The organism is Actinokineospora sp. NBRC 105648, assembly GCF_030269645.1.
In the GTDB taxonomy this organism is placed as follows: domain Bacteria; phylum Actinomycetota; class Actinomycetes; order Mycobacteriales; family Pseudonocardiaceae; genus Actinokineospora.
The window spans coordinates 202,693-229,048 of record NZ_BSTR01000005.1 but is presented as its reverse complement, the minus strand read 5'-3'; the positions used below and the strand labels follow the sequence as shown (position 1 = coordinate 229,048).

Annotated in this window: 22 protein-coding genes and 1 pseudogene; 9 read left to right on the top strand and 14 right to left on the bottom strand. The window is 68.7% G+C overall.

The genetic code is table 11. The features are described from left to right. Positions 1 to 220 precede the first annotated feature (220 nt). A complete protein-coding gene (locus QSK30_RS07675) occupies positions 221 to 718 on the top strand; it encodes a response regulator (protein WP_285500750.1) in 498 nt (165 codons plus the stop codon). A 41-nt stretch (positions 719 to 759) separates the two neighbouring features. Here QSK30_RS07675 and QSK30_RS07670 read toward each other — a convergent pair whose 3' ends face one another. Next, the gene (locus tag QSK30_RS07670) at positions 760 to 963 is read right to left on the bottom strand and encodes a hypothetical protein (RefSeq protein WP_285500748.1); all 204 of its coding nucleotides are present in this window, start codon (positions 961 to 963) and stop codon (positions 760 to 762) included. Positions 964 to 1,352: 389 nt separating this feature from the next. Here QSK30_RS07670 and QSK30_RS07665 point away from each other — a divergent pair, with 389 nt between their 5' ends. Next, on the top strand, positions 1,353 to 2,255 hold the full coding sequence (locus QSK30_RS07665) for a carbohydrate kinase family protein (RefSeq protein WP_285500746.1): 903 nt from the start codon (positions 1,353 to 1,355) through the stop codon (positions 2,253 to 2,255). Between the two features lie 81 nt (positions 2,256 to 2,336). Further along, entirely contained in the window at positions 2,337 to 4,409 is a 2,073-nt protein-coding gene (locus tag QSK30_RS07660) for a trehalose-6-phosphate synthase (protein ID WP_285500744.1), read from the top strand. Positions 4,410 to 4,596: 187 nt separating this feature from the next. Here the strand turns inward: QSK30_RS07660 and ligD (QSK30_RS07655) are convergent, their stop codons facing one another. After that, the gene (ligD, locus tag QSK30_RS07655) at positions 4,597 to 4,845 is read right to left on the bottom strand and encodes a non-homologous end-joining DNA ligase LigD (RefSeq protein WP_285500742.1); all 249 of its coding nucleotides are present in this window, start codon (positions 4,843 to 4,845) and stop codon (positions 4,597 to 4,599) included. A 209-nt stretch (positions 4,846 to 5,054) separates the two neighbouring features. Here ligD (QSK30_RS07655) and QSK30_RS07650 point away from each other — a divergent pair, with 209 nt between their 5' ends. Further along, positions 5,055 to 5,255 carry an ANTAR domain-containing protein gene (locus QSK30_RS07650; protein ID WP_285500740.1) on the top strand — a complete coding sequence of 67 codons (201 nt, stop codon included), beginning with the start codon at positions 5,055 to 5,057 and terminating at the stop codon, positions 5,253 to 5,255. 195 nt (positions 5,256 to 5,450) lie between these two features. Here QSK30_RS07650 and QSK30_RS07645 read toward each other — a convergent pair whose 3' ends face one another. Further along, positions 5,451 to 6,341, bottom strand: coding sequence for an SDR family oxidoreductase (locus QSK30_RS07645; protein ID WP_285500737.1), 891 nt, complete (start codon positions 6,339 to 6,341; stop codon positions 5,451 to 5,453). Between the two features lie 789 nt (positions 6,342 to 7,130). On the opposite strand from QSK30_RS07645, the gene QSK30_RS07640 reads away from it, so the two are divergent. Together QSK30_RS07640 and QSK30_RS07635 are read left to right on the top strand one after the other, a co-directional pair. Next, a complete protein-coding gene (locus tag QSK30_RS07640; protein WP_285500736.1) occupies positions 7,131 to 7,307 on the top strand; it encodes a DUF6292 family protein in 177 nt (58 codons plus the stop codon). A gap of 256 nt (positions 7,308 to 7,563) precedes the next feature. Beyond that, positions 7,564 to 8,889 (top strand): GAF domain-containing protein, encoded by a 1,326-nt coding sequence (locus QSK30_RS07635; RefSeq protein ID WP_285500735.1) that lies wholly within the window; start codon positions 7,564 to 7,566, stop codon positions 8,887 to 8,889. A 1,071-nt stretch (positions 8,890 to 9,960) separates the two neighbouring features. Here the strand turns inward: QSK30_RS07635 and QSK30_RS07630 are convergent. The 7 genes from QSK30_RS07630 to QSK30_RS07600 all read right to left on the bottom strand — a co-directional run bounded on the left by QSK30_RS07630 (position 9,961) and on the right by QSK30_RS07600 (position 16,698). Continuing rightward, a complete protein-coding gene (locus QSK30_RS07630; RefSeq protein ID WP_285500734.1) occupies positions 9,961 to 10,701 on the bottom strand; it encodes an urease accessory protein UreD in 741 nt (246 codons plus the stop codon). A gap of 65 nt (positions 10,702 to 10,766) precedes the next feature. Beyond that, complete coding sequence (ureG, locus tag QSK30_RS07625) at positions 10,767 to 11,588, bottom strand: urease accessory protein UreG (protein WP_502871802.1); 822 nt, start codon at positions 11,586 to 11,588, stop codon at positions 10,767 to 10,769. After that, a complete protein-coding gene (locus QSK30_RS07620; protein ID WP_285500733.1) occupies positions 11,503 to 12,156 on the bottom strand; it encodes an urease accessory protein UreF in 654 nt (217 codons plus the stop codon). Before QSK30_RS07620 ends, ureG begins: the two co-directional genes overlap by 86 nt. Positions 12,157 to 12,163: 7 nt before the next feature. Further along, complete coding sequence (ureC, locus tag QSK30_RS07615; RefSeq protein ID WP_285500732.1) at positions 12,164 to 13,963, bottom strand: urease subunit alpha; 1,800 nt, start codon at positions 13,961 to 13,963, stop codon at positions 12,164 to 12,166. A 42-nt stretch (positions 13,964 to 14,005) separates the two neighbouring features. Beyond that, entirely contained in the window at positions 14,006 to 14,533 is a 528-nt protein-coding gene (locus tag QSK30_RS07610) for an urease subunit beta (RefSeq protein ID WP_285500731.1), read from the bottom strand. 8 nt (positions 14,534 to 14,541) lie between these two features. Continuing rightward, positions 14,542 to 14,847 carry an urease subunit gamma gene (ureA, locus tag QSK30_RS07605; protein WP_285500730.1) on the bottom strand — a complete coding sequence of 102 codons (306 nt, stop codon included), beginning with the start codon at positions 14,845 to 14,847 and terminating at the stop codon, positions 14,542 to 14,544. A gap of 588 nt (positions 14,848 to 15,435) precedes the next feature. After that, the gene (locus tag QSK30_RS07600) at positions 15,436 to 16,698 is read right to left on the bottom strand and encodes a hypothetical protein (protein WP_285500729.1); all 1,263 of its coding nucleotides are present in this window, start codon (positions 16,696 to 16,698) and stop codon (positions 15,436 to 15,438) included. Between the two features lie 420 nt (positions 16,699 to 17,118). Between QSK30_RS07600 and QSK30_RS07595 the strand changes: the two are divergent. Beyond that, positions 17,119 to 17,269, top strand: a pseudogene (locus QSK30_RS07595) (IS701 family transposase); the annotation flags it as partial. A gap of 408 nt (positions 17,270 to 17,677) precedes the next feature. Here the strand turns inward: QSK30_RS07595 and QSK30_RS07590 are convergent. After that, positions 17,678 to 18,265, bottom strand: a complete 588-nt coding sequence (locus QSK30_RS07590; RefSeq protein WP_285500728.1) for a hypothetical protein — start codon at positions 18,263 to 18,265, stop codon at positions 17,678 to 17,680. 359 nt (positions 18,266 to 18,624) lie between these two features. Here QSK30_RS07590 and QSK30_RS07585 point away from each other — a divergent pair, with 359 nt between their 5' ends. Then, the gene (locus QSK30_RS07585; protein WP_285500727.1) at positions 18,625 to 19,920 is read left to right on the top strand and encodes a PP2C family protein-serine/threonine phosphatase; all 1,296 of its coding nucleotides are present in this window, start codon (positions 18,625 to 18,627) and stop codon (positions 19,918 to 19,920) included. A 179-nt stretch (positions 19,921 to 20,099) separates the two neighbouring features. Here QSK30_RS07585 and ligD (QSK30_RS07580) read toward each other — a convergent pair whose 3' ends face one another. Then, positions 20,100 to 22,118 carry a DNA ligase D gene (gene ligD / locus QSK30_RS07580; RefSeq protein ID WP_285500726.1) on the bottom strand — a complete coding sequence of 673 codons (2,019 nt, stop codon included), beginning with the start codon at positions 22,116 to 22,118 and terminating at the stop codon, positions 20,100 to 20,102. 1,048 nt (positions 22,119 to 23,166) lie between these two features. Here ligD (QSK30_RS07580) and QSK30_RS07575 point away from each other — a divergent pair. Next, a complete protein-coding gene (locus QSK30_RS07575) occupies positions 23,167 to 24,606 on the top strand; it encodes a helix-turn-helix transcriptional regulator (RefSeq protein ID WP_285500725.1) in 1,440 nt (479 codons plus the stop codon). Positions 24,607 to 24,618: 12 nt separating this feature from the next. Here the strand turns inward: QSK30_RS07575 and QSK30_RS07570 are convergent, their stop codons facing one another. Next, positions 24,619 to 25,443, bottom strand: coding sequence for an alpha/beta hydrolase (locus tag QSK30_RS07570; protein ID WP_285500724.1), 825 nt, complete (start codon positions 25,441 to 25,443; stop codon positions 24,619 to 24,621). An 83-nt stretch (positions 25,444 to 25,526) separates the two neighbouring features. Then, positions 25,527 to 26,159, bottom strand: coding sequence for a hypothetical protein (locus tag QSK30_RS07565; RefSeq protein WP_285500723.1), 633 nt, complete (start codon positions 26,157 to 26,159; stop codon positions 25,527 to 25,529). Positions 26,160 to 26,356: the final 197 nt, after the last annotated feature.

Here is a 26,356-nt window from a genome sequence, read left to right as displayed (position 1 = left end):
CAAATAACTTCCCCGGGTTCGGAGGTGGTGTCATCGCCCAGGCGAGTGCACATCCGAGTGTGCCGTCCAGTACGACTGGGTCATATCTTCGTCATCTCGTCGTTCGAGCACGTCGTGCAGCTCGGGCGCCCGGTCGGCAGGACGTCGATGCCCTCGTGTGGATACCGGTAGCCGGTGGCCCGCGAGTCCGGCGTCGAAGGCCAGGCGGTGGCCTGGAGCCTTGGCGGGACTCGATGCGGGCGTGGTGGTCTGGCGCGGGCCGAGCGGCGCTACGGGGCGACTCGACCGACGACGCCGCCCTGCTCGACGTCTGCTGGTCAAGGACGAGGAGGGCGACGTGGTCATGATCCGTGAGGCCTTCGAAGAGCGCGCCACCAACAGCCGACTGCATGTGGTGGACGACGGTGTCGAAGCGCTCGCGTTCTTGCGCCGCGCCGACGGCTACGACGACGCACCTCGACGGGGGCGGATCCTGGTGGACCTGAGGATGTCGCGCAAGGACGGGCGCGAAGGCCTCGCCGCGGTCACGGCCGACCCCGTGACTGGCCGCGATCTCGGTGGTCGTGTTGCCGACCCGCGCCGCCCAGGCGGATGTGCTCAGCAGCTATTCGTTGCACGCCTACTTCCACATACCAAGCCCATCAGCCTGGGCGAGTTCGTGGCCGCGTTCGGCAAGGTCGGCGAGTTCCTCGCCGCCGCGTTCCGGCTGCCCGCCTGAACCGCTTGCACCGAGACGGCGGGGCGATGTCTTCGCGCGGGTCAGACGTTGCGGTAGGTGAAGTACCAGCCGGTCCCTCTTTGGTAGCAGCCGTAGGTGGGGTAGAGCGCCGCGTAGCGCTGCTTGTCCGGTAGACACGAGGCCTCGCTCGGGTAGGGCCCGACGGTGACCGAGTCGGCGTGCGCGACCCCGGGGACCACCACCGACAACGCGGCAGCGACGACAGCGACGATGGCGATACGCATGCGACTCCTCGGTCAGAGCGACAAACCAACACGCACATGCTGCCAACACCGCGGCACCGGGGTACACCGCCGATCGTGTCTTGGTCCAGACCACTGGTATGGCGCGAAGCAGATGCGCGTGAGCAAGCGCCCCTCCGGCGGTTCGGGTGCGCTCCACGTCGCCAACCTTCGCTGGCTGTGCTCACCCGAGCAATACACCTGGCTGCCTGGGGACGTCGGCGCAGGCAACTCGTCGAGGCCGAGAACTTGGGCGTCGACGTCGTCGACCGGACCGAGATCTAGCCGGCGGCTCATCGGGGTCGACGTTCCTGGGCCGCGGGTGCACGTGGACCTGTCGTCGTGTTCGGCTGGGTTGCGGCGGGGGGTTTCGGGTGGCTAGCTTCGTTTCGGTGCGAGAGGTGATGGTGGTCGGTGCGTACTACGTCGACCTGGTCTTCAGCGGTGTGCCGGTACCGCGGTCGGGTGGGGAGGTGTTCGCGGGCGGCTTCGAGGTCGTACCCGGAGGCGGGTTCAGTCCGGCGATGGCGTTGCGGCGGCTTGGACACGATGTGGTGTGGGCGGCGTCGTTCGGGACCGACCTGTTCAGCCGCGAGGTGTCGGGGGCGGCGGAGCGGGAGCGGCTGGACCCGGTGGGGTTTGTCCGTCTCGATGGCCCGCTGCGCAGCGTGACAGCTGTCCTTTCCGGACCTGAGGACCGCACGATGGTCAGTTTCCAAGACGAGGTGGTCGACTTGGCGCTGCCGGAGCTGGTGGCTGAGCACCGGCCGCGGGTGGTCGTCCTTCCGCTCCTGCGGTACGGGCAGCGCGCTGTCGAGGAACTACGGGCGGTGCGGGAGTCGGGGGTCGCGGTGTTCCTGGACTGCCAGGACGTCCCGGTCACCTTGGCGACGCCGACCGTGCGAGAGGTGTTGGCGGCCGTGGAGGTGTTCTCCCCGAACGAGGAAGAAGCATTGCGGCTCACGGGGGCCCACACGGCGGAGCGCGCCGCGCGAGAACTGGCCCGGTTCACCCCGACGGTGGTGGTCAAGCGCGGGCCCGCAGGTGCTGTCGCGGTGCGCGGTGACCAGGTGCGCGCGGTGTCCGCCCCGTGTGTGCCGGTGGTGGACACGACCGGGGCGGGCGACTGCTTCGGCGCCGGGTTCGTGCACGGCATGCTGACCGGTGCGGACCTGCGGGGGTGCTTGGCGGCGGGGGTGGCGTGCGGGTCCGCGTCGGTCACCGGTGTAGGGTCGAGCGCCGCGCCGACCTCGGCGGAGTTGGCTGTGTGGCAGGAGCGGCTCCCACCCGGGTGACACGCGTGCTCGGAGTCACCGGAAGATCGTTTCGAGTCCTAGGCTCGATGGTGTTCACTTGTACGTCACCAGGGAGTCGACATGGCGCGAGTACTCGTGACCGACCTCGATGGAACCCTCCTGGCGGGCACGGCGGCCGAGCGGGCCCAGCTGCGCGATGCGCTGACCGACTCCGGTGTCGTGGTCGTCCTCGCCACCGGGCGCGGCCGCGCCTCGGTCGCGGAGGTGTTGCGCGACCCGCTGGTACCGCGCGCGGACTGGGTGATCTGCGACGTCGGCTCGACGGTCTGCCACGGGGACCTGCGAGTCGACCACAGCCTTCAGGGTCACCTCAGGCGCGGCTGGCCGGGCGCCGCCGCGATCCGGGCCGCGCTCGAACCGTTCGACCTGGTCTACCAGGAGGGCGTGCCGCAGGAAGGCCGCTGTTCCTACCTGGCCGACGTCGTCCCGCCCGGTCTCGCCGAGGAAGCGGCGCGTCTGGGTTGTCACGTGCTGCACTCCGGCGGGTGGTACCTCGACATCCTGCCACGCGGGGTGGACAAGGGCGCCGCCGTGGCGGAATTGGCCCGCCGTGAAGGATGGCACCTCGCGGATGTGCTGGTGGCGGGCGATTCGCTCAACGACCTGTCGATGCTGCGGCTGGAAACCGAATCCGTCGTGGTCGGGGGCGCCGAGCCCGCGCTGGCGGCCGAACTCGGCGTCGAGCCCGCCGGCTCCCTGGGCGCCGTCGCGATTCTCGCGGCCTTGCGCCGCCTCGGTTGGGTCGATCAGCGGCACCGCTTGGTCGTCGGCTACCACCGCAGTCCCGTGCTCGCCCACGACGGCGGCTGGCGTCCGCCCAGCAGTCCGAACGGCATCCTCCCGACCTTGACGTCCGTCTTCTCCCAAGGGCTCGGTGGCGTGTGGGTCACCGCAGCGGTGCCCGAACCGGCCGCCGCCGACCACGGGACCGGGTTGCCACTGGAGTTCCTGTCGCTGAGCCGGGCCCGGTGGGCGGGCTTCCTGAACCGCACCGGAAAGGAAACCCTCTGGCCCCTGCTGGTCTCCCGCCCGGACCTGACGCGGTTCGACCCGGACTGGTGGTCGGACTACCGCGAGATCAATCGCCGCTTCGCCGAACACATCGACGCGATGTCCCGACCGGGGGCGACGGTGTGGCTGCATGACTACAACCTCTGGCTCGTCCCCGGCTTCCTCCAGGCCCACCGCCCGGATTTACGCGTCGGCCTGTTCCACCACACCCCCTTCCCGGAACCGGCACTCTTCGACGCCCTGCCCACCGCGGGTGAGGTGCGCTCCTCGCTCGCCGGGCTGGACTGGGCGGGCTTCCACACCGCCGAGTTCGCCCACAACTTCCGCGCCGCCATCGGCCCGGGCCCACGCCTGGGCGTCCACCCGCTGGGCGTCGACCGCACCTCGATCGAGCGCCTGGCCGTGCCCGCCGGTCCGCAACCGCACCGCGTGATCCTGGCCGTGGAACGCCTCGACTACACCAAGGCGCCCGCGCTCAAAGTCCGTGCCGTCGGCGACCTGCTCCGCGAGCGCCCCGACCTACGCGGCACCATCGTATTCCGCCTGGTCTGCCCACCGCCCGAGCCCGGTATCACCGCCTACGACGAGACGCGCCGCCACCTCGAGTCCATGGTGCGCGAAGTGAACGCCGCCTGGTCCACACCGGACTGGAGTCCGGTCGACTACCGGCCCACTTGCCTGCCGTTCGATGAGATCATCGCCCAGTACGCCGCCGCCGACACCTTCTGGGTAGCCTCACTCCACGACGGCATGAATCTCACCGCGCAGGAGTTCATCGCCACCCAGCACGCCGTGGGCGGAACCGGCGCTCTCATCCTCTCCCGCCGCGCGGGCGCGGCGTCGGTGTTCACCGCGGGCCCCGTGTTCGTCGACCCGTCGTCGGCAGCCGACATGCTCCACGCCCTGCACACCGCCCTCGCCCTGACCACCACCGAACGCGCGGCACGCTTGAGCACCCTCGCCGAAACCCTCGGCCACGCCACCCCCATGGACTGGGCGACCCACATCCGCGACGAGATCTCCGGCCGCGGCGCGCTCCCGCACGCTGACGCAGCGACTCAGAGTTGCTTGCTCAGCGGAACCCAGCCATCCCGCCCAAGATCCCTCAACCCCGCGAGATGACCGAGCGTTGACTCAGGTGTCGCCCACGCCGGCACAAAGGTACTGTCTGTCGACAAGAACGATCTATAAAGCACCTCTTTCATCCTTGGCTGGATGGGTTGGCTGGGAGGGATTCCGAGTCACGGAGGTATTGATCGTCGGCATGTCGGTGCCGGGAATGAGGCGACGCCCTCGGCAGGACGTCAATCTACCAAGTATTCGATCGTGGCCGGGCCTCGGCCGCTGCGGGCGCCCGAGCTCGGCAGACGACGGTCGACAGCCAGGATGGCGCGCCTCGGAGGAGGTTCGTCTCCAGGAACTGCTCGCCGTCCACGCCGTCGGGGAAGCGGATGGTGGTCACCGGCCTGCCCTCCAGGTGCGGGAGCAGGACCGGGGCGATGCGGGAGTAGTAGTTGATGACCTCGCCCTTGGTGAACCCGTCAGCCGGGTAGAGCACCTTGTCCAGATTGGACAGCTTGAGCTATCGTCTCCCGGCCCGCACGGTGATCCGTCCGCCCGGTGCCGTGTCGCTCGGCATCGAGGCGGGGAGAGGACGTGGGGTCGGTGGGAAGCTTTCTGTGCGTGCCCCTATTCATCAACGATGAGCATGCGGGAGCCATCAACTGCTAGAGCGTGCCAAGCCGCGGGTTCGCTAATTCTGACGATGTGCTGCTGGAGCTCTACGCCACCGCGGTCGAGGCGTTGCGCTCCCTCAGTCGCTACGTCCAGGCCCACGACCTCGTTGTGCAGCTGCGGGGCGCGGTGGAATCGCGCGCGGTGATCGACCAGGCCAAGGGCATCATCATGGGCTCTCTTGCCATCTCTGGCGACGCGACGTTTAGCTGCTGGCGAGTAGTCCCAGCGTGACCACGTCAGGCTCCGCGTCTTGGCCGAGCGCCTCGTTGCCGCGGTTGCTACTGGCGGCGGGTGAATCACCTGCCGTGATCAGTGTTGCCGGCGTCGCCCTGTGTGCGGTGTGACTTCCATGGTGTGTCCTGGAAACTGGTCGTACTTGGCGGGGCCGTTGACGTGTCGGGGGTTGAAGATTTTCGCTGGTTCGGTTCAGGTGATGGGGGTGCCGCCGGTGACGGCGATGGTTTCGCCGGTGGTGTAGCTGGATTCCTGGGAGGCGAGGAAGACGTAGGTGGGGGCGAGTTCGGCGGGTTGGGCGGGGCGTCCGAGTGGTGCTTGGGCGCCGAAGGAGTCGACTTTGTCCGGGGGCATGGTGGCCGGGATGAGTGGTGTCCACACGGGGCCGGGGGCGACTGAGTTGACGCGGATGCCGCGGTCGATGAGGTTGAGCGCGAGTCCTTTGGTGAGGTTGACGATCGCGGCTTTGGAGGTGGCGTAGTCGAGCAGGTTCGGGGAGGGTTGGAACGCCTGGATGGAGGAGGTCGTGATGATGGACGCCCCCGGGGGCAGGTGCGGGAGTGCGGCTTTGCAGAGCCAGAACAGGGCGTAGACGTTGGTCTTGAGGACCCGGTCGAATTGCTCGGTGTCGATGTCGGGCAGCCCGGCGTCGCGGGACATCTGGTAGGCGGCGTTGCAGACGAGCACGTCGATGCGCCCGAAAGCCGCGACGGCTTGGTCGACGACGCGGGTGTTGTCTGCTTCGAGGATCAGGTCGCAGACGACCACTTCCGCGCGTCTGCCCGCGTCGGTGATCAGCGCGGCGGTGGTGGCGGCGTCGTCTTTCTCCTCGGGGAGGCAGGTGATCAGGACGTCGGCGCCTTCGCGGGCGAAGGCGATGGCCACGGCGCGGCCGATGCCGGAGTCCCCGCCGGTGATCACCGCCGCGGTGTCGGTCAGTCGGCCCGATCCGCGGTAGGTGTGTTCGCCGTGGTCGGGTTCGCGGTCCATCTGGTCGGTGGGGCCGGGGTGCTCGATGGTCTCCGCGGACGCTGGGCCCGGGTACTGGCTGCGCGGGTCGCGGCGGGTGGTCTGGTCGGCCATCTGGCTCTCCCCGGGTCGGCTGGCGATCGCGGTGGGGATGCCCGGGCCGCTGGCGGTCAAAACCGCTGTGTCGGGGTCTCAGTCGTGGAGGAAGGTGCTCAGGGCGGTGGCGAGTTCGGTGGGGGCTTGCTCGGCGATGTGGTGGCCGGAGTCGATGCCGTGGCCGCGCAGGTCATCCACCCAGGCCTGCCAGATGGCCAGGGGGTTGCCGTGGAGGTCTTCGAGTCGTCACGGGTAGACCACAGGACCAGGATGCGCCGCGCCGCGCAGGTGTGTGCCAGCGGCGGGGGCGGCCCCTTCGTGCGCGCGGTCGATGGTCAGGCCGGCGCGATAGTCCTCCAGCATCGCCCGGACCACGTCGGGGGTCGCGGACGTGCAGGTAGGCGTTGGCGGTCAGACCGGCAGCGTCGATCGCGTGCACTGTGACGTACAGTGCAGGTGAGTGAGCGGCCGCTTGGTGTGTTCTCCGGTAGCTGTTCCTGGGTGCACCCTCAATATCCAACGCATCGGCGCCTCTTACCATGCTGGTGTGCTGACCCCTGCACATCCCGTGGCTTAGCAGGCGAAGCAGCGCCGGATCGCCGTGGTGTCGCCTGTTAAGCCACGGGATATCCACGCCTGATCAGAGCCTCCGTTGGGCTCACGTGTCCGCGAACGGGTGAGCCCAACAGGGCCGTGCAGACAAGCTGACGGTGGTTCGCCGCCTGATCCAGCAGTCAAGCCGTGTTGACCGAACCCCTCATCCCACCCCCATGGTGAGGTGGGGACTGTTGACCTCGGAGTGAAGAGATGAATCTGTTTGCAGATCCGATCACCGGCCAGCGGCACCTCATCGGTACCTGGCGCTACGTGGGCGCTGTCGCGGAGGCCGTCGGTTTCGGGGTCGAGTCGGTCACCGCCGACCAAGACGGTCCGGTGTCGGCCTACATCGCTGTGGACGCCCACAGCGCAGTGTGTCCACGTTAACCATTCGCTTTCCTGTGGGACGAGAACACAGGCTGTCCGTCGCAGTGGAGGCCGGGGCCAGCCTGACCCGCAAGGCCCATCTCACCGCCGCCCGCACGCTCCCCGCCTCCTCGCTCGTTGGCGACTTCCACCACTCGGTCGCAACAAACCCCCGTTCCATCGGTGCCCTCGGCGGCCTGACGCGCGGATCCGGCAGTCAAGCGGAGGCGATTGTGGCGCTACGGTGGCACTCACCAACTGAGGAACGGACCACACCATGACGGCGGCAACAGGCTCCCACCCCTCTGCCGCGGAGCCCGCGACGGCCAAACAGGCGGCGGAGGACGACCTCCTGGCACTGTTCGGGCAGTCCACCGCCGTGTTCGCCTCGCTGCACGGGCCCGACCACCTGCTGGAATCGGCGAACCCGGCGTTCCTCACCGCCATCGGCGAGCACCGGTCCCGAACCGGCAAACCGTTAGTGGAAGCCATGCCCGAGTTGGCTGAGCAGGGGTTCATCGCGCTGCTCGATGAGGTCTACCGCACCGGTGAGACCTACACCGGCCGTGACGTTCGGGTCGTGCTCAAGACCGGTCCGCAGGCGCGGGAGGGGTTCTTCGACTTCACCTGCGAGCCTCGTCGCGACGCCCAGGGTGGTGTCGTCGGGATTCGGGTGATCGGTGTCGAGACCACCCAGGTCAAGCAGGCACAGCGATTGATGGCCGAGCATCGGGCCCTGCTCGAGCAGATCGCTCGGCAGGCTCCCCTGGCCGAGGTGCTCGACGGGATGGCCCGCTGCATCGAGAACCTCAACCCGGAGGAAGTCCTCGTCTCCGTCCTGCTCGCCGACCCCGACGGACGCCACCTACGCCACGGGGCCGCGCCCAGCCTGCCCGGGTTCTACAACGAGGCCATCGACGGCATCGCCACCGGTGAAGGCGTCGGCTCCTGCGGCACCGCGGCCCACCGGCGGGAGGCGGTCATCGTCACCGACATCGCCACCGACCCGTTCTGGGTCGACTTCCGCGACCTGGCCGACCAGGCGGGCGTGGCCGCCTGCTGGTCCACTCCCATCCTGGCTCGCGACGGGAGCCTGCTGGGCACCTTTGCCATGTACCACAGGGTCCCCCGGGTGCCGCATGACTTCGATCTCGCCCTTGCCCGCGTCTTCGCAGGCACCGCAGCCCTGGCCATCGAACGTCACCACAACGAACGAGCCAGGCGGGACGCCGAGGTCCGCGCCGAGGCGGTCCGCGCCCAGTTGGTCGAAGCGGTACGCGCCGAACAGGCACTGCGGGCCGAGGCCGAGCAGCGCGCCGCTGCCGCCGCCGAACTCACCGCCCGGATGCGCACTGCCGCAGCCGCCCAAGCTGTCCAGCCGCACCCCGAGCATTGCCAACTCGGCGGCGCCGACGGGTGCACCGCACCCGCGGAACTCAAGGTCGCCGACTCCTGGGGCGACGCCGCTTGGGGGTGCCCCGCCCACGTCGAGGAAGCCATCCTCACCGTGCGGTCGGCGTTCATCGCCAGCGAGGAACTCGGCGGCCTCACCGCCTACCTCCACCGCGGTCCCACCCGAGCAGCAGACACCAATCCGTCCTGACCGACGCCGCGCCCGTCCGCCCCTGACGAGCCGCAGCGGCAGCCGGGCGCGGGTCCGCGATCCGGCGATGATCAGGGACGCCTCGACCGCGCGGTCTACGACCACGTTTGTGGTCAGAAAGGGGACGGCGACGCACCCGGGTGCACTGTCCGGTGGTGGTGTGGACTGCACTGCCGCCGGGGTATGAGCGCGGATCGTCCCGACAAGCAGTCCGCTCTGGCGTCGTCGGCCGTGTTCCGGGGATTTCGGCCGAGTACGACGTCGACGGCCGCCAGGATGCGGTGGACGCGTTGTTGCATTGACCGGACGGCCGCGTCGCAGCGCTGGAGGTGTCGTCCCTAGGGCCCGCTTAGGGGGTTCGCGTCATGAACTTCCTCGACCGGCGCGGTAGAGGCCGGCATCGAGGTCGTGACCCCCGCGCACGACGAAAGCAAACACCTCCCAGCCTGCCTGACCTCCAACGCTGAGGCGGCGGCCGTCACACCCCTGCCGGTGCTGTCACCGTCGTTGCCTACACCTGCACCGACGACACCGCCAGATCGCCCACCGCCGCGGGCGCCAACGTCATCACCCTTACCGCCCGAAACGTGGGGGCGGCAAAGGCGGCGAGGCTTCGCCGGGATCGCCCACCTCGGCCGCTGGCTCGCCACCGCCGTCGCCGACACGCTCGTCCCCCGAACATGGTTCACCGATCACCTCGCCCACCAATACCGACGTGGCGGCAGGCCAGGTCGACGTACTTGACTGGAGCACTTGGCCCGTCTGGCTGCCCAATCTCTGCCAAGCCCGCTACAGGCGTGAACCCGAACACGTTCACGGCGCCAACCCTGCACCGCCGAGGCCGACCCTCGCCGTCGGCGGCTTCTCCGCCCTGCGGGCCCACGCGGACGTGCACTACTCCATGGCTCCGCCCACCCGCATGACGGGTACCCCGCCGAGTCCTCATGCCCAGCAAAGTGCTGGCCACGATCAACCACACAGCCAGCCCGACCCACCACCGATGAGTGACCTCGAACGCGATTGACCCCTTGGTGGCCACCGTCGGCCATCCACCGGGTTGCGAGACGGCCCTCAGCCGCCGAATCGGGTGGCTAGAGTGGGCGCGGGCGGTTGCGGGGCGGCCCTGCGGGGCGGTGTTGCGTCGCGGCGGGGGTATTTCGCCAGGAGTTCGGCCCGCCAGGCGGTGAACGTGGGGTCACCGAGGGTGTCCTGGAACAGCCCACCGCCGATCCATCGGAACACCGAACCGGAGCGGTCCAGGGGGAACCAGGTTTCTCCGGCACCGCTGAGGCCCGCGACGAGGCCCTCGGGGGGCTGTGGTGTCCACCCGAGGGCGGTCACGGTGTCCAGGGCGCGCAGTCGGCCGAGGATCCCAGGCAGCACCCGGGCCGGCTGGGATAGGTCCAGGTGCTCTCTCTGCAGAGGACCGCTGTCGTCGACGGCGTCCAGGGACATCGCGATGTCGCCGCCGAACTGCCCGGCACGCCCCAGCACGATTTTTTCCTGCAGCAGCGCTCGGCCGGTGCCGTGCAGGCGTAGCCGTGTGCCACGGTGCGTCGTGGCGTTGTCCGACACCACGAACGGGAGTGATCCCCAGGACAGCGCCGCCCCGTCGCCCACGGTGGCGTCCACTGTCCAGGACGAGGGCTGCTCGCCGCGGTAGGCGACTGTGCCGGTCGACTCGACGACCTCGAGCCACGCCCCATCGGCCACGTCGATCTCCACGTGGACGCGGTCGCCCGACAGCAGCAGTGCGCCGTTGGCGATCAGCCCCACGCGCGCGCCGTGCGGGTCGCGGTGCAAGGCCCGCACGGACAGCCGACCGTCCTGGGTACGGAGGTAGCAGCGCCCCGGTCCTGGCGCGACGCTGATGTGGGTCACGCGCCCGGCCCAGCGGCCGCGCTTGCCCGGCCGGGGGTGTGCGAGTGGGTGGTGCCGTCGGCGTGTGTGTGCGGGGCCATGGGGCCGGGGTCGATGGGCGTGTGGTCGCCGCTGCGGTGGGTGTCCAGCATGCCCAGCACCCAGGCCACCAGCTCGTCGATCGACGCCGCGTCGGTGCGGGACAGCCCGATGACGGGACGGCCCTCGCGTGCGGCTGAGCCTTCGCGGACCATGCGCTCCACGTCCACGCTCACGTAGGGGCCCAGGTCCGTCTTGTTGACGATCAGCAGGTCGGCCCGCGCGATGCCGGGCCCACCCTTGCGCACGACGTCGCCGCCGCCCGCCACGTCCAGGACGAACAGTTGGGCGTCCACCAGGGCCGGGGAGAACGTGGCCGTCAGGTTGTCGCCACCGGACTCGATGACCACCAGGTCGAGGGGGTCGAAGTCGGCCTCCATGTCCTCGACGGCGAGCAGGTTCGCGGTCACGTCGTCACGGATCGCGGTGTGCGGGCACGCGCCGGTTTCCACGGGGCGGATGCGCTCGGGGTCCAGGACGCCCGCGGACTTCAGGAAGCGGGCGTCCTCGTCGGTGTAGATGTCGTTGGTGATCACGGCCATGCGCAGCCTGTCGGACAGGGCACGGCACAGCAGCGCGATCAGCGAGCTCTTGCCGGTCCCGACGGGGCCCGCTACCCCCAGGCGCATGGCACGGGCGGGGGTCTTGGTGGTCTCAGGCACTGAAGAGTCTCTCTGTCGTCGTGTCGTGGGTCTGTGCCCACCGCTCGATGAGCGGTGCGCCGCCCGAGGGGATTTCATCCGGGGTCCGCAAGGGGGCGAGCTGCCGCGCCATCCGGTCGATGTCGGGCAGCAGGTCGCGCACCCACGCGGTGGCCTGCAACGGGTCACCCGGCTCGAGTTTGAGCAGGGCCGCGGTCACGGTCTGGGCGTCGTCGTAGCCGACTAGGCGGGCGAGGTCGACCGGGCACAGGTCCGCGCGGTGCGCGAGCAGGCCCAGCACGACCGGACGCGCCCAGTGGCGTGCCCGGTCGTCGGTCGGGCCGGGCCACAGGGTCTGCAGGACACGCAGGTACCCGCGGCCCAGGCGCCTGCCGTTGGCGCGCAGCGCCGGGCTCGGGGTCCTGGCAGCCCAGGCGGCCTCGACCGCGTCGAGGTCGCCGCCTTCGGCCGCCACGGCGCGCGCCACGACGGCGGTCCCCGCTTCCACCCGGGTCACCGTGCGCAGGCGGGCCCGCAGGTAGGCCGGGACCTCGGCAGGGGTCGTGCCTGCGCGCAGGGCAGGCTCCAGCCCGGCGGACTGGGTGTGCCCGCCGGACGGGAGCCGGGCATCGCCCAGCAGCGCGAGCAGCAGCGACGAGGTGCTCACCGGCGCCTCAGAACATCGTGTAGAGCTGGGCCAGGGGCAGCCTCTCGGCCATCGTCACCGGCCTCGGCTCGATTCTGGTGCCGTCGACGGTGATCTCGAAGGTCTCCGGGTCGATGTCGATGTCCGGGGTCTCGGCGTTGAAGACCATGTGTTCCTTCGTCGTGGCACGCGTGTCGTTGACCGCCACCAGCCTGCGCCGCAGCGCGAGGGTGTCGACCAACGTGTCCCCGGTGAAGAGCGAGGGCTTGCCCGGGTTGCGGGAGTGCCACTCCTGGTAGCTCTGCTCCTCCAGTGCCCTCGGGGACACGAAGGTGTAGGACAGGTCCGCGCCGATCGCGTCGGTCATCCCCGGGCGGATCAGCTGCGGCTGCGGTGTGGAGATGGAGGCGTTCGGGTCACCGAGGTTCCCGCGCACCAGCGCGCCGCCCTTCATGACTAGTTCAGGGCGCACGCCGAAGAAGCGGGGATCCCACAGTACGAGGTCGGCAAGCTTGTCCGGCTCCACCGAGCCGATGTGCTCGTCGATGCCGTGGGCCACGGCCGGGTTGATCGTGTACTTGGCCACGTAGCGCAGGGCGCGGGCGTTGTCGGCGGGTCCTGGGCCGATGGAGCCGAACCGGCCGCCCATGACGTGCGCGACCTGCCAGGTGCGGGTGATCACCTCGCCGATGCGGCCCATGGCCTGGGCATCGGAGGAGGTGATGGACATCGCGCCCATGTCGTGCAGGACGTCCTCGGCGGCGATCGTGCTGGCGCGGATGCGGGACTCGGCGAAGGCGTGGTCCGCCGGGTCGTTGAGGTTGAGGTGGTGGCAGACCGCCAGCATGTCCAGGTGCTCGGCCACGGTGTTCTCCGTGAAGGGCAACGTCGGGTTCGTGGAGGCGGGCAGGACGTTGACGTCACCCGCCAGCTCCATGATGTCGGGGGCGTGTCCGCCACCGGCGCCTTCCGCATGGAACACGTGGATCGGGCGGCCCTTGAACGCCCTGCGAGTCATCTCGACGAACCCCGCCTCGTTAAGGGAGTCCGCGTGCAGGGCCACCTGCAGGTTCCACCGCTGCGCCGCGGTCAGGGCGGCGTCGATGGCCGCCGGGGTGGAGCCCCAGTCCTCGTGCACCTTGTAGCCACCCGCGCCCGCCAAGGCCTGCTCGGCCAAGGCGTCCTGGCTGACGGTGTTGCCCTTGCCGAGCAGCAGCACGTTGACCGGCAGGTGGTCGAGGCTGCGGTGGATGTTCAGCAGGTGCCACGGGCCCGGTGTGACGGTGGTCGCCTTGGTGCCCTCGGAGGGACCGACACCGCCACCCACCAGGGTGGTGGTGCCGGTGGCGAGCGCCTCCATCACCTGGGAGGGCGAGATGAAGTGCACGTGGGTGTCCACCGCGCCCGCGGTGAGGATCTTGCCCTCGCCCGCGATGATGTCGGTGGCCGGGCCGATGTGCAGGCCCGGCGTGACACCGCCGGACACGTCGGGGTTGCCGGAGCGGCCTATCGCGACGATCTTGCCATTCTTGATGCCGACGTCGGCGCGCACTACGGGGCGTTCGGTGCTCTCGTCGAACGGCACCGCGGGCTTGGCGTCGAGGATGGTCACGTTGGTGATGACCGTGTCCGGGGCGCCGTCGGCGCTGGTGGTCGTGCCCTGCAGCATCGACTCGCGGATGGACTTGCCACCTCCGAAGATGGCCTCGTCACCCCCGAACGTGAGGTCGTGGGTGATCTCGATCCACAGGTCGGTGTCACCCAGGCGCACCCGGTCGCCGACGGTGGGACCGAAGGCCTTGGCATAGTCTTCGCGGGAGATCCGCATGTCTGTCTCCTGTGCTGTTCAGCCGGTGTCGGATGCCGCGGATCAGTCGAGGTCTTCGTCGCCGGGCTGCTTGTCCAGGCGGATCCCGGGCACGACGCGCTTACCGCCGATCGCCACGAGCGTGTACGGGCCGTCCGGGTTGGACATCGGCTCGAAGCGCAGGGACGCACCGGAACGGATGTCGAACCGGTTGCCGTGGACCCGTTCGGCTGCCGCGTCCTGCGTCTGTTCGGCGAGCGCCTTCGACTTCGCCCGGGCGGCCTCGACCTCGGCGGCGGTCGGCTTTTCCGGCAGCACGTCGAGCTGCTGGACCTCGGCCTCGGTGAAGAACTTGAGGTCCGGGTTGATGTCCGCCAGGTGCACGTGCGAGCCAACCTGGATGGGACGATCGCCGATGTTCTGCACATGGACACCGTCGGTCTTCGCCAGCCCCTGGTTGAGTTCGAGGTCAGGCGCGGTCGGGTCGGTCCAGATGTGCCCAGGCCCGTAGCGGAATGGCAGAACGGTGGTTGGCGGCTCGGTGGTCGGCGGGGTTGCGGTCGGCGGCGCGGTGATCTGGAAGTAAGGCACGGGTCCCCTCAGGCGATCGGGTCGTGGATGGTGACGAGCTTGCGGCCGTCGGGGAACGTCGCCTCGATCTGGACGTTCTCGAGCATGAGCGGAACGTCGTCCATGACGTCCGCCCGCGTGAGCTGGTTCTTGCCCTCAGCCATGAGCTCCGCGACGGTCTTGCTGCCCACGCGCGCCTGCTCGATCACCCAGCAGCTGAGGTAGGCGACCGTCTCGGGGTAGTTGAGCCGCACACCCTGCTCCTTGCGGTAACTGGCGAGCATGCCCGCGACGCTGAGGAGCAGCTTCTCCTGTTCCGACGGGGTGAAATGCACTCGTGCTCCCTAGTGGTCCGTCTGCGACTTAACGCGAATGTCCGATGGCGCCGGTCGGGAAGCCGACAAGGCGCCGTAAGCGAGCTATGGGGGGTGCACCCGAGAAAGGGGGAACCCGGCGGGGTTCCCGGCCTCGCAGTCACCGGCTCGGCGAGCCCAGATGTCAGGGGTGGCCAGGTTCACCACGGGACAAGGGTTGCGTCCCGTCAGGTGCAGATTTGTTTGTTCGCACAGTGCGTTTGGTCGTCGAAGGCTTACACCCCTCCTCGTCGGTGCATTCCCGTCCGACCGCACGCGACACCAGCGCTACCACGTGTCCCGCTCCCATGATGATCGACGCCGGAGACGCTACTGGCATTCGGCCGATCCCGGACAGGGGCAAATGGGTTAACGGCAATACCTGAACACCGAGCGTTCACGCACTGTCAGTAAGTGCAATCGCCCGTGACGGTGAGGGCCCTGGCCACACCCAAAAACGCGGCGAAGCGCTGCTGCGCTGCCGTGGTCAATTATGTGGCCAACGCGACCCGGAACCCGCAACAACTGCCCCGCCTGCTATCGGCGTGTTCGACGACTCCGTCGGAATTCTCAGTGGTGGTCTTGTGGGCTGATGAGGGCGCCGTGGTGGAAGCCCAGGCGGGGGTCGGACCAAACGCGCAGTCCGTCGATGTGGTCGTGCAGGTCGGGCATGCGCACGCGCGTGCGCACCGTACACGCCGGGTAGTCATAAACGGTGATGGTGTTGAGGCCGCGGTTGGCGGTGAACAGCAGGGTCTGGTCCGCGGAGAGTTGGCAGGCGTAGACGCCGTCGATCAACGTTCCCCGGCTGACGCGCAGCGCCGCGAGGAAGTGCTTCGTGCTCGCCAGTGCCGATCCCCTGGTAAGGGCGTCGAGCACCTGTCGAGTGGCTTGGCGTCCTGCCTTCACCTGCTGCCGCATGTCGGGGCGTTGGTCGATGATGCGGTAGGAGGAGAAGTCGGCCAGGTCGATGAGGACGATGGTGTTGCTGCCGCCGGTGCAGTAGATCAGCTCCCGGTCGGAGATGCAGACGTCGGAGTTGATGTGCGCGGGGATGTCGCTCGCGGCTGTCCAGTGCCGCAGGACCTGCCCGGTATCGGCGTCGATCTCGAAGGCGTATTCCTTGAAGTGGGCCATGGCCCACTCGTGCCAGTCGCGGCCCTCCTGCGGCACGACGCGGAAGGACAGGGCGTAGAAGCGGTCTTCAGTGGGATGGGTGGCGACGTGCCAGCAGGTGGCGGGCAGTTCGACCGTGCGGGTGGTGCGGTAGTGCAGGTCGAAGATGCCGACCTCGCACGCTTCGCCGCGCCGGGGGTGGTCCATGCCGCCGTAGACGAGGTGCCGGCCGGAGGCGGTCCGCTTGATGGCGTGGGGGAGTTTGAGGTCGTGGGCGCCGATGTTCTCGGCGGCGGTCAGGTGGTTGACGTCGAACTGCCAGAACGACTCCCCGACGGCGGTGATCCCGGTCGAGCCGTCCAACCACACCGCGTGCGTGCTGCCCTTGATGGAGGAGTCGGTGGGCTCGAAGCGCAGCGTGGAGACCCGCTCGGTGTCCTCGGGTCGCTCGGTGTCGTAGAAGGCCAGGTGCTGGCCGGTGTTGCCGAGGAACCCGAGGCGCCGGTCCGGGCTGAGGGTGATCGCGTGCCCGCCCGCGAGCCCGTCGTAGTACTCGATCCGCGAGGCGTGCCGCCCGCTGACCGGGTCGTAGCCGAACACGCACACCCCCGCCCGCCCCTCCAACCCGTTGAGCCCGTTACCGTCCAGGGCGATGTGGAACGCGTACGGGAAAGCCGCCGCCGCGGAGCCGCGACCGGCTTGCTCAACCGGGTCCATAGTGTGATCGAAGCACGCCCGACCCGGACGGAGCATGTACCAATCGGGTGACTGAGCCGAGGCGGCGATGGCCGATCGCTGACCGGTCGGGCGTCGAATGCGGCAATCAACCGCCTGCGGTGAAAGAAAATTCAGGTAGGTTTGAGGTTGTCCCCTTGAATCGGACACCCTGATCCCAGACTGTCAAGCCCCGGGTTTGATGGAGACTGTGATGTTCCCCGTGTCAGGCAGGCTTGACCTCAAGGGATCATCGCTTCGTCGTGTTCGATCAGCAGTTCGCTCAACTGTCCGACCAGTCTTACCCGGCAGGAACGTCCGTTTAGTACGACAACGACAGGTTGCGACCCGCCGGGGGAGGTGGTATTCGATCTTGGTGTGGTTGAGGATGCGCGGTCGTGGTCGGCGGGGTTCGACGCGTTCATGGGCGGTTTCGCGGCGAGGTTTCCGCCTGGGGAGTCGCGGCGTCAGATGCGTTTGCTATGTCAGGGGTTTGTTGTCTGAAGTGGAGCGGAAGAACGGGTGGACCCTGGCGGAGGCCACCGGCCAGAAAGGCCCGCATTCGACCACCCGGTCGAACCCGACGCGTTCGAGGACGGCGTTGACGGCCTTGGCGACGAACTTCGCCACGAGTAGCCGATCACCAGGATCAGCAGGAACGCCACGAGCTTGGGACGAAGGTGGCGATGGCGCGCCAAGCGTCGGAGACGCCCGCGCCGAAGTCGACCGCCGCGACGTTCGTGACAGCGGAGTGTTGAGGGGTCATGGTCGTCCTCTCGGAACCGAGGTGCACCCTGCTCGTCAGAACGAAGCTGTGTCGGGAGTTGCCCGATCCCCGACCCCCAAACACCTGTTGACCGATCCGGCGCACACTCGTGCGCGTTTCGTCGTCGAGTGTCCGCCGGTGGATCCCCGCAGCCGCGGTACCCACGCGCCCGGGCCGCAGGCGCCGTCTTGCGCAACCGTCATGCTGAATGGCTTGTCATTGCTCCGAGCGGTCCTTCGAAACAGCGACAGACAGCTGCTCTTGCGATTTTGTTCGACGTATTTCTGTCATAAGGTGCGATATTGATCGTCGCAGCGGATCCGGGATGGCAGGGCTGGAAAGGGGCGAGGACACGAGTGGCCATTGTGCCCTCGTCCCACCCCTCGTCCGGGGTTCCGCTGTCCGCCGTCGACCGGCGGGACCGGCCAGGCGATGACGGGGCCGACGCCCTTGACCCCAGACCAGGACCTTGTCGACGTCGACCGCCGCGCTGAACGCGCCGCACGCGTCGACGAGGACCTTCTTGACGTTGACCAGGTTGGTCGCGGTGACGGTGGTGTGGTTGAGGGTGTCCTCGACCGTGACGATCTCGTTGCCCGACAGCGTCCGGTCGATGTGGAGGTTGAGCGTGATGGGCGCGTTGATGGTGGTGTCGTTGCACGAGAGCACGGGCGCGTTCACGGTCCCGCCGTTCTGGCAGTCGAACCCACCGGAGGGCGGGTTGGTGGCACCCGCCGTGCCCGTCGCGAGGAAAGCGAACGCGGCCGCAGCACCGATCACCGAAGCGAGCTTCTTCACGGTCATTGTCTCCCTTGTCGCAGAGTGTGTTTCCGACGTTGAGGACAATGTAAGTGGATCACGATGGTGTGCCGCCACGCGATTCCAGGTAACACCGGAAAAGTGGAATGATCTTGGCTGGCGTGTTAATCGTGCCGTGATCACCCCGTCGTCAAACGACGCCGACAGGGTGATCACGACAGCCCTGTCGGATCAGTTTGGACGAGGCGGGCGACGTACAGCGTCCGCGAACATTTGACCTGACATCAAACTTGCTGGATTCTTTCTGTCGACGCGGTGTGGACGTTGTCCGCTCTGCGGGAGGAGGTGGTCGGCGCGACGTCGCGAAAGGGTGCCAAGGTCGGCGTGTTGGCTAGGCTTCGCCGGTGTCCGATCTGCCTGGCGCCGCCGACCGCATGAGCGTGTTGGAGGCGATCACCGACGTCGCGCTGCGCCAGATGGAACTCGACGAGTTCCTCGCCGTGGTGCTGCAGCGGGTGCGCGAGCTGTTCGAGGTGGACACCGCGACCGCGGTGCTCTACGACCCGCGGACCAAGCGGCTGGCGGTCGCGGCCACCGCAGGGATCGAGGAGGAGGTCCGCCACGGCGTGACGATCGGGCTGGGCGAGGGCTTCGCAGGCCGCGTCGCCCTCACCCGCGAGCCGGTGGTGCTCGACCGGGTGGACGAGACGACGGTGGTGAGTCCGTTGTTGTGGCGCAAAGGCCTGCGCGCGCTGCTCGGTGTGCCGATGCTGGCTCGCGGTGAGCTGATCGGGGTCCTGCACGTGGGCTCGTTGGCCCCGCGCGCGTTCACCGACACCGACAGCAAGCTGCTGCACCTGGTCGCCGACCGGGTCGCGCTCACCGTGCAGGCCGAGCAGAGCGGCGCCGAGCGTGCCGCGACCACCGCGCTGCAACGCAGCCTGCTGCCCGCCAGCTTCCCGGTGGTGGACGCGGTGCGCTTCGCCGCCCGCTATGTCCCCGGCGCGCCGACGGCGGTCGGCGGGGACTGGTACGACGTTTTCGCCCTGCACGGGAACCGACTGGGCGTCGTCATCGGCGATGTCGCCGGACACGGCCTGGCAGCGGCGGTGATCATGGGCAGGTTGCGCAGCGCGCTGCGCGCCTACGCCCTGGACTACGACAGGCCCGCCGAGGTCTTGGGCAAACTGCACCGCAAGGTCTCCTACTTCGAGCATCACGCGATGGCCACCGTCAGCTACGGCGTCATCGACCTGACCGCCCGCCGGATCACCCTGTCCTCGGCCGGTCACCCACCACCCGTCCACGCCAGCCCCGACCACCCCGCCGTCCTGGCACCCATCACCCTCGACCCACCGGTCGGGCTGGACATCCCCACACCCCAGGGCCGCCACGACACCACGCTGGACCTGCCCGACGGATCGGTCCTGGTCTTCTACACCGACGGCCTGGTCGAGCGCCGCGGCCACTCCATCGACGTCCTCCTCGACCGCCTCACCGCCACCGTCGTGCCCGCGCCCCCGGACGCCATCTGCGTCCACGTCATGGACGCCCTCATCGGCGCCGAACCCGCCAACGACGACGTCGCCCTGCTCGTCATCCAACTCGTCCCCGACCCCAGCCCCCACGAGAGCCACGGTGTCGCACCAGGACACGGGACACCACCCGCCCAGCCCGACGAGCCGAACAGGGCCGAGTAGTCGACTGCGTGCAGCCGGACGCGGGCCGATACTGCGGCGAGCGCCAGCGAGGGTGAAGCGTTCGGCGAGGGTCTTGGCGTAGGTGGACGGGGCTCGAGTGAGCGGACACCGACCTGTCGAGCCATCGGTCCTGCTCCGTGCGTGGTCCCGACGGCGACCTACGTGGGACGTTGAGGTGGTCACCTGGCCGGAAGAGCGGCCCGCTTCGTCGAGAGCACGGAAAACAGGTCGCCCGACCTCCCGACTCGGTCGAGGACGTCGTCGGCGGTGAACACGAGCTGTCCCGGCCTGCGGCAGGCGTCGACTTCGTCCCAGGTGATGGGGGTGGAGACGGTGGGGTGTTCGCGTCCGCGCAGTGAGTAGGGGGCGATGGTGGTCTTGGCGGGGTTGTTCTGGCTCCAGTCGATGAACACCTTGCCGTGTCTGTGGTTCTTGGCCATGGTGGCGGTCACCAGGTCGGGTGTCTGGGCGGCGAAGCGTTCGGCCAAGGCTTTGGCGTAGGTGGAGGGGCGTTCGGGTTGGCGGGTGAGGATGCCGGCGTAGACCTGCATGCCTTTGGACCCGGAGGTTGTGGCGACCGGGGTGAGCCCATCGGCGACGAGGACGTCGCGGAGTCGTTCGGCAACACGGCAGCACTCGACGATGGTGGTGCCGGGCCCGGGGTCGAGGTCGAACACCAGCCGATCCGGGTGGCGCCTAGTGGGTCCGGGACCGATCGTCCATTGGGGCACGTGCAGTTCGAGGGCTGCGAGGTTGGCCGCCCACACCAGCGCGGCCAACTCGTCGAGCAGCGGGTACTCGATCGTCCCAGGGCCAAGGCCACTACGGGCACCGGATCTCGCCAGCCGAGCGGTGGGCAGCCACGGTGGCGCGCCTCGGGGGACGTTCTTCTCGGAGAACTGCTCGCCGTGCACGCCGTCGGGGAAGCGGATGGTGGTCACCGGTCTGCCTGCCAGGTGGGGGAGCAGGACGGGGGCGATGCGGGAGTAGTAGTGGATGACCTCGCCTTTGGTGAACCCGTCGGCCGGGTAGAGCACCTTGTCCAGGTTGGACAGTGTCAGTCGCCGTTTGCCGGCTTGCACCGTGATCCGCTCACCCGTCCCAGCGTTCGTGACGGGTTCAGGCTCGGATTCCGCGGCCGGGGGTGATCCAGTTCGGACGTGTGGTGCGATGACGTCGGCGGGATCACGGTCCTCCCGCAGACCACGCCAGGCGGTGTGGCGGAGTCTGCCCGCGCCGCGGGTGAACTGGCGGTAGACCACCTCGCCGACCAGGACGGGATCGACCCACCGGGCGCGGCGGACGTCCTCACGTGGCGGGTCCACCGCGAACGGGTGACGGGGGCGTTCGAGGGCCTGGAGGCGGTCTTGGAGGGCGGAGCGTTCGCGTTCGGTGAAGCCTGTGCCCACGTCACCGAGGTAGACCAGGTGGCCGGTGTCGGGGTGGTGGGCGCCGAGCAGCAGGCCGCCGAGGATGCCGGTGAACCGGCTCTGCCCGGGCCGCAAGCCGCACACGATGACCTCCTGGGTCTGGATCAGCGGGTGCTTGAGCCAGGCCTCCGAGCGCTGCCCCGGCACGTAGGTCGAGGCCCGCAGTTTCGCGATCAGCCCCTCGTGCCCCGCAGCGGCCACCCGCTCCAGCAGGGTGGCTGGGGTGAGCCGGTCAGCGGTGAGCGCGTCGAAGGTGACCGCGGGCACCACCGACACGAGATGCGGATCGGGCATCACCAGGTGTTCCAGCAGCGCGCGCCGCTGGTCGTACGGGGCGTGCAGCAGGACTTGATCGCCGAGCCGGAGCAGGTCGAAGGCCAGGAACCGGACCGGCACGTCGTCGAACCGCTCGGTGCGGCGCGGCGAGGAGCTGTGCTTGCGGTAGCGACCGCGGCGTTCCTGCAGCGCCCCGAAGTCCGGGCGCCCGTGCTCGTCGTAGACGACGATCTCGCCGTCGAATACCGCCGCCTGGCCAGCGAGTGCCGGTGCGAGCACTCCGGCCAGGGTGGGGAACTCGTCGGTGAAGTCGATCCCGTTGCGACTGGTCAGCACCGTCGAACCGTCGGCGGCGACCCGCATCGCGCACCGGTAGCCGTCGAGCTTGTGCTCGTAGGTCCACTTGTGCCCCTGCGGCAGTCGGCCCCCGTCGGGCTTGGCCAGCATCGGCTCGACCCACTCCGGCACGCCGACCGAGATGTCCGCTGCCATCGCGCTCGCTCCCCGTGTCGTGGGTCGCCGGTGAGTGACCACTGAGGACTCAACGCTAACCGTGCGACCGCCAATACGCGACGCCGCCGACCCACAGTCATCCCCGTCACGATCGCACCGAACTGCGTGAAGTCACGCTGCGGCGCCGATCACGTGCGCCACGTACCTCGATCCCGCGTCGCGGTCCCCTACACGAGGGATGCCTCAAACGGGAGCGAACACATGTTCGACTCCTGGGTTAGAGTTCGTCCATGTTCGACGACCGATCCCCTGATTCAACTGTCCACTATAGACATACCAACGCGGGGGTTCGGGTCGCGGTGTTGCCTGCCACCTGCAAGGTAGGCGCCCACTCGCTTCACACCGTTGGTTATAAGGCCCGGGTGGACCGGGTCGCCGGTGTTGTGCGGATCTCGTGCGACAGCTGTGCCGAAGTGCCGGATGTCGATCACTTCTGGGTGCTGAGGACTGCTGGCGCCATCCCGGACCTCGCCGAACTCGACGACGAGCCGTGCGGGCACATCGTCCCGCTCATGATCGACCCTAGAGGGAGAGGCCGATTCCCGTCTTCAGCCGACAGGACCGCGGAGGCGCAACCGCGACGGTCGGGCTCCCCGTAGGGGCCGACCAGCCCCTGGAGTCGCACATGCGTTCGAGGGTGGGTTATGGTTTGCGAGTCTTGGTGGGCGGGTCGGCGGGGAAGGTCAATCCGCCCACCAGGGCACCATCGGCCCGGCTGCAAGCTAACTCCGCCTGAGCGCAGAAGCGGGTCAGGTTTCTGGCTGAACACCTCCGCGTCAGGGCCAACCAGCACGTCAAGGAGCAGTTGTTGGCCCGCAGACGCACGGGACCTGATCACCGTGCGCTCGACCCGGGAATTGCCGTACTTGGTTGCTGCGCGCTTCGACGGGTCATACCCTGATACAACGGGCTGTAGTTGATCGGCGACAGAGAGCGCAAGCGCCCCGACGCGCGTCGTTGCGCGCTGGCGCCTGAACACAAGCTCCTGCGCAGACGAGGCCGGTTAGTGCGAAGCGGAGGCTCCAGGATGGCGTCAAGACGTGAGCGCTTCGTGCAACGGCGGAAGACGTGCGGGCTTACGCAGGAAGGGCTGGCTGAACGGCTCGGTGTCGAGCGTTCGACCGTGGTCCGGTGGGAGGGTGGCGACCCGCTCTCGTCACCGCAGCCGTGGTTGCGGCCGAAGATCGCGCGGGTGCTGCAGCTGTCCCTAGACCACCTGGACGAACTGCTTGCCGACATCACCGAGGCCGGTGCGAGAATCGAGCCAGCGGAACCGGTGACTGATCCGCAGGTGCCTGCGGTGCCGGATGGTGTGCTGTTGCCGGTGATGGTGGATGGCCGCCCGGTGCTGGTGCCTTTGGATGCTCGTACGGTGGCGGCCAGTGGGTTGGGCCGGTACCTCAGCGATCGGATTCCGGAGCTTGGGCCGTCGAGGAGTCCGGCTGTGACCGCTAGCGAATGGGATGCGATGAGTCCGTTGAACCGTCGCTCGTTGCTCAAGCACGGGATCGCCGCCACCGCGTTGCCTGCTCTCGGTTTGGACGAGTTGCGGCAGGTCGCGAGCGCGATGGACGACGCTCGGCGGTATCTCGACGGTTCGGTGGTCGACTACTTCCGTCGTCAGCTCGACGTGTGCAAGCGCGACGACGGCACGCTGGGCACGAGGAAGACGCTGCCGATGGTGCTGGGTCTGCTCGGGGCGGTCGAGGAGCATGCCCGTGAGGTCAAGCCCGATGTGCGCCGTGGGCTTTTGGCGTTCGGTGCGCAGACAGCGGAGTTCGCCGGGTGGCTGTATCGGGACGCGCGGGACATGGGGCGGGCGTTGTTCTGGCATGACCGGGCGACGGAGTGGGCGCAGGAGGCCGGGGACATGCCGATGCAGGGCTATGTCCTGCTGAAGAAGGCGCAGCTGGCCTACGACGAGCGGGAGCCGCTGCGGATGTTGACCTTGGCGCAGGCGGTGCAGAGCGGTCCGTGGTCGTTGCCGAAGCGGGTGCGGGCTGAGGCCGTGCAGCAGGAAGCGCGGGCCGAGGCCATGTTGGGTGCCTCGGTGGACGCGGTGGAGCGCAAGCTCGACCAGGCCAGGACGCTGCTCTCGGCCGGTGGTGCGGGCGAGTCTTCGACGCTGGGCGCTCACTACGGTGAGACGTTGCTGGCGATGCAGACCGCCGTCTGCCTGACCGAGGTCGGGCAACCACGTCGGGCGGTCGCGGTGTACGCGGAGTCGCTGCGTGAGAACACGTTCTCGCCGCGGGACTACGGATTCTTCCTGTCGTGGATGGCGGCGTCCCTGGCTAAGGCCGGTGAGCCCGACCAAGCGGCCTCGACCGGGTTGGCGTCGGCGGAGCAGGCGATGCGCAGTAAGTCCGAGCGTACGAAGCAGGAGCTGGTGCGCGTGCTCGACAGCCTCAAGCCGTGGCAGGACCGATCGGCGGTGAAGGAACTGCGCCACGCCGTGAGCGCGTAGGCCCCAGCGCGGTCACGCCCCCGCCTTGACCCACTCCGCGATCGAGCTGATGACCGCGACTTGCCACGTCTGGGTCTGGGGGTCGGCGTACTGCGGGTCGTCGGGCACGGCGATGCCGTGCTGTGCGCCCTCCAGCTCGATCAGCCGGTGCTCGCACACGAGCTGGGCGACTGCGGATCGGGATGATGCCACCGGGATGAAGGTGTCCTCGGTGCCGTGGACGATCAGGGTCGGCGCGGTGATCTCGGCCAGTGCCGTGCGCGGCTGGAGCCAGAACACCTCGTTGAGGATCGGCCTGCCGAGCTTGAACGACGGCGAGTGCCCGACGTAGCCCTGCTCAAGGAGCTGGCGACCGGCCTTGTCGCTGATGTGGTCGTTCGTCCAGGCGCTTTTCTCGTCGACGAAGCGCTGTTTGTAGTCGATCAGCGGGTTGATCAGGACCAGGCGGTCGACCTCAGACGGTCGCTTGGCGGCGTAGTAGGAAGACACGCCGCCCGAGAAGCTTGCGGCCAGCAGCGAGACGACCGGTACGTCGACCAGGCTCTTCAGGTGTTCGATGCCTGAGCGGATCGCGTTGAGCACGCCCGAGAGCGACAGGTCCTCCTGGCGCCCTTCGCTCTCGCCGTGGCCGGGAAGGTCGATGCGCAGGGACGCCACGGCCTGGTCGGCCAGGCCCGCAGCAATGCGGGTGAAGAAGCCGCCTTCCTCGCGGGTGACCCCGGCACCGTGGACCAGCAGCACGGCGTGCGTCGGCGGGCCGTCGGGGGCGTCGAAGGTGGCTCCGAGCTGCAGGCCATCGAGCGTTCGGACGGCGGTGGTGGTGCTCCGGGTCGGCATCGAGACGCTCCAGGTAGTCGTCGAGTGGCAGTCCCCATGATCCCAGGAGACCAGCGAAGCCACCCGCGAGCACCACTACGTGCCTACCGAGGCCGCTGTCGTCGAGCAAGCGACTCGACCAGCCGTTGACCGATCCCGATGCCGATTCCGGTCAGTACCGCGGTCGCCATCTCTCTCAGGCCGGCACGACGTCCCGCTGATCCACCGTCGAGGACAGGCTCGGGACGCGTCGGGGTGGCCAGCGGATCCGGCCCGGCCGCGTCGGTCGTGCTGCTCGGGCGGGCAATACGATGGATCCGGTGCGCGGCGTCCTTGAGTTGTGTGGCCACCGGTTGGTCGTGCCAGACCACCAACTCCAGACGCCCCAGGTCCGCCAGTTCCGCGAATCGGTGATCCGCAGAGGCGACCAGGAAGCTGCGGCACCCCAGAGAGGCGTGTACCCGGCGGGCATGGGCGAGCAACACCAACTCTGCTGCGTTTGGCCCCGGCGCCACTCGCAGCGCGCTCACCCCCATCTCCGCCAATGCGGAGCCGACGAGGTCGTCGGCCAGGTCCGCCCCGGAATACCCGGCGACCACGTGATGCACGGTCCCCGCTGCGGCCAGCACCGCTTCCACCCGCGCTACCAGCACCCGACGCCGCGGGGTGGACCCGCCGACGCTGTTCTCCAGATCGATCAGCAGGACACGCACCTCGTCACTCAGCACGATCACCAAGCTTGGCAGCTCACCCGGGTGGCAAGTCGAGACGACACGGCGGTCGTCACCCGGTCAGGTGTCGCTGCACGGGTGGCATGCCGCTTCAGAGTCGCCGCACCGACGCCTCAGGGTCGCTCTGGATCACATGCGTGATTCCGGATCTAATCGCTGTCGGGGCGACGAACGGCTCGGACCGACGCAGCGTGCGGTACCGC

Coding starts and splice junctions, on each gene's coding strand:
- QSK30_RS07670 (WP_285500748.1), bottom strand. CDS start 963: ATGCGTATCGCCATCGTCGCTGTCGTCGCTGCCGCGTTGTCGGTGGTG.
- QSK30_RS07660 (WP_285500744.1), top strand. CDS start 2,337: ATGGCGCGAGTACTCGTGACCGACCTCGATGGAACCCTCCTGGCGGGC.
- QSK30_RS07645 (WP_285500737.1), bottom strand. CDS start 6,341: ATGGCCGACCAGACCACCCGCCGCGACCCGCGCAGCCAGTACCCGGGC.
- QSK30_RS07640 (WP_285500736.1), top strand. CDS start 7,131: ATGAATCTGTTTGCAGATCCGATCACCGGCCAGCGGCACCTCATCGGT.
- QSK30_RS07635 (WP_285500735.1), top strand. CDS start 7,564: ATGACGGCGGCAACAGGCTCCCACCCCTCTGCCGCGGAGCCCGCGACG.
- ureG (WP_502871802.1), bottom strand. CDS start 11,588: ATGAAATCCCCTCGGGCGGCGCACCGCTCATCGAGCGGTGGGCACAGA.
- ureC (WP_285500732.1), bottom strand. CDS start 13,963: ATGCGGATCTCCCGCGAAGACTATGCCAAGGCCTTCGGTCCCACCGTC.
- QSK30_RS07600 (WP_285500729.1), bottom strand. CDS start 16,698: ATGGACCCGGTTGAGCAAGCCGGTCGCGGCTCCGCGGCGGCGGCTTTC.
- QSK30_RS07590 (WP_285500728.1), bottom strand. CDS start 18,265: ATGACCGTGAAGAAGCTCGCTTCGGTGATCGGTGCTGCGGCCGCGTTC.
- ligD (WP_285500726.1), bottom strand. CDS start 22,118: ATGGCAGCGGACATCTCGGTCGGCGTGCCGGAGTGGGTCGAGCCGATG.
- QSK30_RS07575 (WP_285500725.1), top strand. CDS start 23,167: ATGGCGTCAAGACGTGAGCGCTTCGTGCAACGGCGGAAGACGTGCGGG.
- QSK30_RS07570 (WP_285500724.1), bottom strand. CDS start 25,443: ATGCCGACCCGGAGCACCACCACCGCCGTCCGAACGCTCGATGGCCTG.